Source organism: Streptomyces sp. NPDC059455 (assembly GCF_042750115.1).
GTDB lineage: Bacteria > Actinomycetota > Actinomycetes > Streptomycetales > Streptomycetaceae > Streptomyces > Streptomyces endocoffeicus.
In genome coordinates this window covers 9,844-14,984 of the sequence record NZ_JBHYVB010000247.1, presented here as the reverse complement: position 1 = coordinate 14,984, position 5,141 = coordinate 9,844, and the positions used below count along the sequence as shown (strand labels likewise).

Annotated in this window: 4 protein-coding genes; 3 read left to right on the top strand and 1 reads right to left on the bottom strand. The window is 69.2% G+C overall.

All coding sequences use genetic code 11. The features are described from left to right. Positions 1 to 118: 118 nt before the first annotated feature. Positions 119 to 1,528, bottom strand: coding sequence for a cysteine desulfurase/sulfurtransferase TusA family protein (locus tag ACFXB5_RS47050; RefSeq protein WP_385220445.1), 1,410 nt, complete (start codon positions 1,526 to 1,528; stop codon positions 119 to 121). Between the two features lie 460 nt (positions 1,529 to 1,988). Between ACFXB5_RS47050 and coxB the strand changes: the two genes are divergently transcribed. Genes coxB through ACFXB5_RS47035 form a run of 3 tightly spaced genes read left to right on the top strand, consistent with a single transcriptional unit; the run spans position 1,989 to position 5,082 of the window. Next, positions 1,989 to 2,951 carry a cytochrome c oxidase subunit II gene (gene coxB, locus ACFXB5_RS47045; RefSeq protein WP_385220443.1) on the top strand — a complete coding sequence of 321 codons (963 nt, stop codon included), beginning with the start codon at positions 1,989 to 1,991 and terminating at the stop codon, positions 2,949 to 2,951. Beyond that, entirely contained in the window at positions 2,948 to 4,687 is a 1,740-nt protein-coding gene (gene ctaD, locus ACFXB5_RS47040) for a cytochrome c oxidase subunit I (RefSeq protein WP_385220440.1), read from the top strand. Before coxB ends, ctaD begins: the two co-directional genes overlap by 4 nt. After that, complete coding sequence (locus tag ACFXB5_RS47035) at positions 4,684 to 5,082, top strand: cytochrome c oxidase subunit 4 (protein ID WP_201856920.1); 399 nt, start codon at positions 4,684 to 4,686, stop codon at positions 5,080 to 5,082. Before ctaD ends, ACFXB5_RS47035 begins: the two co-directional genes overlap by 4 nt. The last annotated feature ends 59 nt before the right edge of the window (positions 5,083 to 5,141 follow it).

Genomic DNA, 5,141 nt, shown 5'->3' with positions numbered 1-5,141 from the left:
CCCGCGTGGCTCCGCGCCAGACCCCCCGCCGCCCGGGGGTCGGGCGCCCCCCCAAGTTTGTGCCCGGGGGGGGGGCGGGGGCAGCCCGCCGCAGGCGTCATGATCCGCCGGACACCCCCTAGGCGCGGCGGCGCACTCGGTACGCCACGCCCCGCTCGGCCGGGCGCTCGCCCTCGTACGTCTGGCCACGCATCTCGCACCAGGCCGGGATGTCCAGCCGGGCCGCCTCGTCGTCGGACAGGACCGTCACCACCCCGCCCACCGGCACCTCGCCGATCACCTTGGCCAGCTCGATCACCGGGATCGGGCACCGCTTGCCCAGCGAGTCGACCACCAGCTCGGGTTCGGGCTCGGGCTCGGGAGCCGCCGGGTCGGCGGCTTCGGCCGGTTTCGGCGCGCCCAGGCGCTCCCGTACGCCCGCCACCACCCCCGGCAGCACCTCCAGGAACCGGTCCACGTCCGCCTCGGCCGTACCGGGCGGAAGCGAGACCCGCACATTGCCCTCGGACAGCACCCCCATGGCCCGCAGCACATGGCTCGGGGTCAGTGTGGAGGAGGTGCAGGAGGAGCCGGACGAGACCGAGAACTCCGCGCGGTCCAGCTCATGGAGGAGCGCCTCTCCGTCGACATAGAGGCAGGAGAAGGTCACCAGATGCGGCAGCCGCCGCTCCGGATCGCCGACCACCTCGACATCCGGCACCAGCTCCGGCACCCGCGCCCGGATCCGCTCCACCAGCCCCCGCAGCCGCTCCGCCTCGGCGGCGGCCTCCGCCCGGACGGCCCGCAGCGAGGCGGCCGCGGCGACGATGGCGGGGAGGTTCTCGAACCCGGGGGAGCGGCCCGACTCCCGCTCGTCGGCGGGCTGGACCGCACGGAAGCGCACTCCCTTGCGCACCGCGAGCAGCCCCACCCCCGCAGGACCGCCCCATTTATGGGCGCTTGCGGTCAGAAGCGACCAATTGCCCTCTGTCGGGCCCCAGCCGAGCGACTGCGCCGCGTCCACCAGCAGCGGTACGTCCGCCGCCGCGCACTCCTCGGCGGCCTCGGCCACCGGCTGGAGGGTGCCGACCTCATGGTTGGCGGACTGCAGACAGGCCAGCGCCACCCCGCCCGGGGCGTCCCGCAGGGCCGCGGCGTACGCACCCGGCGCGACCCGTCCCGTACGGTCCACCGGGACCTCGGTGACCGTGCCGCCGTCCGCCTCGTGCGCGGCCGCCGCGTGCAGCACCGAGGAGTGCTCCACGGCGGAGACGATCAGATGGCGACCGGCGCGCCGCCGTCCCGCGAGCGCCCCCGCGATGCCGTCGTGCACCGCGCGGGTCCCCGAAGGAGTGAAGACGAGCTCGTCCGGGCGGCACTCCACGGCCTCGGCGGCCGCCTCCCGCGCGGCGTCCAGCAGCAGCCGGGCCCGCCGCCCCTCCCGGTAGAGACGTGAGGGGTCGGCCCACCCCTCGTCGAGCGCGGCGAGGAGCGCCTGCCGGGCGACGGGGTGCAGAGGAGCGGATGAGGCCGCGTCGAAGTAGGGCACGTAAGGAACGCTAAGCGCTCCGCGGGAAGTGGCGCGAGGTGCGCTCGTTCATCCGCGGCTGGGCACGGCCCCGCCTAGGATCGCACCGGGACCGGAGCCAGGTGCGCGCCGCCCCCGGAACCGGAGTCGGAATCGCACCGCCCCCGGAGTCGGAATCGCACCGCCCCCGGAACCGGGTTCGCACCGCCCCCGGAACCGGGTTCGCACCTGCCCGGAGCCGGGCCCGGACCGGGCCCGGAACCCGTGCCGCGCCCGGCCGGAAAAGGCCGCCGGAGCCCGGGATTCCACCCCTTCGAGGAGCGCCCCGGCGCGTTGGGCACCCTCCCCGCGCGACCCCAAATGGCGTCCAGTAGGGTTTGGTCCGCATAAACATCCAAACCCCTGCCCGCACCGGGCCGGCGACCGACCAGACAGACGGCCGCGGCTGACCGCGCGGGCGAGACTCTCGGGAAGGCGCTACGTGAGTCCCAACGGCTCCGACCGCTCGTCGCGGCGCCCGGTGCGGCGGAAGCTGCTGCAGGCGCTGGCCGCGGGCTTGGTCCTGGCGACCGCCACCGGTTGCACATCCAAGGACTTCCCCCGCCTCGGAATGCCTACCCCCGTCACGGAGGAGGCGCCGCGGATCCTCTCCCTGTGGCAGGGCTCGTGGGCGGCGGCGCTCGCCACGGGCGTCCTGGTCTGGGGCCTGATCATCTGGGCGGTCATCTTCCACCGTCGCAGCAGGACCAAGATCGAGGTTCCCGCGCAGACCCGGTACAACATGCCGATCGAGGCGCTGTACACCGTGGTCCCGATCATCATCGTCTCGGTGTTGTTCTACTTCACCGCACGCGATGAGAACGCGCTCCTCAAGACCTCCAAGAAGCCCGACCACGTAGTCAACGTGGTGGGCTACCAGTGGAGTTGGGGCTTCAACTACATGGAGAACGTGGACGGGTCCACCGCCACGCCCAAGCAGGAAGCCAAGGAGATCTCCGCGATCCCCAAGCGCATGCTGAGCGCGGTCCCCAAGGGCGCCGAGGGCGTCTACGAGGCGGGCACCCCCGGTGAGCGGAACCCGCAGACCGGCAACCCGGGTCCGACCCTGTGGCTGCCGAAGGGCGAGTCGGTCCAGTTCATCCTGACGTCCCGCGATGTCATCCACTCGTTCTGGGTGGTCCCCTTCCTGATGAAGATGGACGTCATCCCGGGGCACACCAACCGCTTCGAGGTCACTCCGAACCGCGAGGGCACCTTCAAGGGCAAGTGCGCCGAGCTGTGCGGCGTCGACCACTCCCGGATGCTCTTCAACGTCAAGGTCGTGTCGCCGGAGCGTTACCAGCAGCACCTCAAGGAGCTGGCGAAGAAGGGCCAGACCGGCTACATCCCGGCGGGCATTGAGCAGACGGACGCCGCCAAGAACGCGGAGACCAGGACATCGTGAGCATCCTCAACGAACCCCAGGGTGCCGGCACCACCGCCTCGCAAGAGCGGGAAACGCCGGTACGTCGGAAGCAGCCGGGCAATGTCGTCGTCAAGTGGCTGACCACCACGGACCACAAGACGATCGGCACGCTCTACCTCGTCACGTCGTTCGCGTTCTTCTGCATCGGCGGCCTGATGGCGCTCCTCATGCGCGCCGAGCTGGCCCGTCCGGGTACGCAGATCATGTCGAACGAGCAGTTCAACCAGGCGTTCACCATGCATGGCACGATCATGCTGCTGATGTTCGCCACCCCGCTGTTCGCGGGCTTCACGAACTGGATCATGCCGCTGCAGATCGGTGCGCCCGATGTGGCGTTCCCGCGGCTGAACATGTTCGCGTACTGGCTGTACCTCTTCGGTTCGCTGATCGCGGTGGGCGGGTTCCTGACCCCGCAGGGCGCGGCCGACTTCGGCTGGTTCGCCTACTCCCCGCTGTCGGACGCGGTCCGTTCGCCGGGTATCGGCGCGGACATGTGGATCATGGGTCTGGCCCTCTCCGGCTTCGGCACGATCCTCGGTGCGGTCAACTTCATCACCACGATCATCTGCATGCGCGCTCCCGGCATGACCATGTTCCGCATGCCGATCTTCACCTGGAACGTGCTGCTGACCGCGGTGCTGGTCCTGCTCGCCTTCCCGGTGCTGGCCGCCGCGCTGTTCGCCCTGGAGGCGGACCGAAAATTCGGGGCGCATGTCTTCGACGCGGCCAATGGCGGAGCGTTGCTCTGGCAACACCTCTTCTGGTTCTTCGGCCATCCAGAGGTGTACATCATCGCGCTGCCGTTCTTCGGCATCATTTCCGAGGTCATTCCGGTCTTCTCCCGGAAGCCGATGTTCGGTTACATCTCCCTGATCGCCGCGACCATTTCGATCGCCGGTCTCTCGGTGACGGTGTGGGCCCACCACATGTATGTCACCGGCGGAGTGCTACTACCGTTCTTCTCGTTCATGACGTTCCTCATCGCGGTGCCGACCGGTATCAAGTTCTTCAACTGGATCGGCACGATGTGGAAGGGGTCGCTGAGCTTCGAGACCCCGATGCTCTGGGCGGTCGGCTTCCTGATCACCTTCACCTTCGGTGGTCTGACCGGTGTGATCCTGGCGTCGCCGCCGATGGACTTCCACGTCTCCGACTCGTACTTCGTGGTGGCCCACTTCCACTACGTGGTCTTCGGCACCGTGGTCTTCGCGATGTTCGCCGGATTCCACTTCTGGTGGCCGAAGATGACCGGCAAGATGCTGGACGAGCGGCTCGGCAAGATCACCTTCTGGACGCTGTTCGTGGGCTTCCACGGCACGTTCCTGGTGCAGCACTGGCTGGGCGCCGAGGGTATGCCCCGCCGGTACGCCGACTACCTGGCGGCCGACGGCATCACCACGCTGAACACCATCTCGACCATCAGTTCCTTCCTGCTGGGCCTGTCGATCCTGCCGTTCCTCTACAACGTCTGGAAGACCGCCAAGTACGGCAAGAAGGTCGAGGTCGACGACCCCTGGGGCTACGGCCGTTCGCTGGAGTGGGCGACCTCCTGCCCGCCCCCGCGGCACAACTTCCTCACCCTGCCGCGGATCCGTTCCGAATCCCCGGCGTTCGACCTGCACCACCCGGAGATCGCGGCGCTCGACCAGCTCGAGAACCACGGTGCGCCTGACGATGACAAGGCCCTCGCGGGTGGTAAGGAGGCCGGCAAGTGAAGGTCCAAGGCCGGATGTTCATCTGGCTGGCCGTCTTCATCCTCGTCATGGCGATCGTCTATGGCGTGTGGTCGAAGGAGCCGGCCGGCACCACGGCGCTCTTCCTGGCCTTCGGGCTGAGCATCATGATCGGCTACTACCTGGCCTTCACGGCCCGCCGGGTGGATGTCGGTGCGCAGGACAACAAGGACGCGGATGTCGCGGACGACGCCGGCGAGCTGGGATTCTTCTCCCCGCACAGCTGGCAGCCGCTCTCCCTCGGCGTCGGCGGCGCCATGGCGTTCCTGGGCGTGATCTTCGGCTGGTGGCTGCTCTTCTTCTCGGCCCCGATCATCATGATCGGCCTCTTCGGCTGGGTCTTCGAGTACTACCGCGGCGAGAACGCCAACCAGTAGCCCTGACCGGCTGATACGAGCGGGGGGGGGGGCGTGGCCGCTGTGTGGCGTGACCGGGG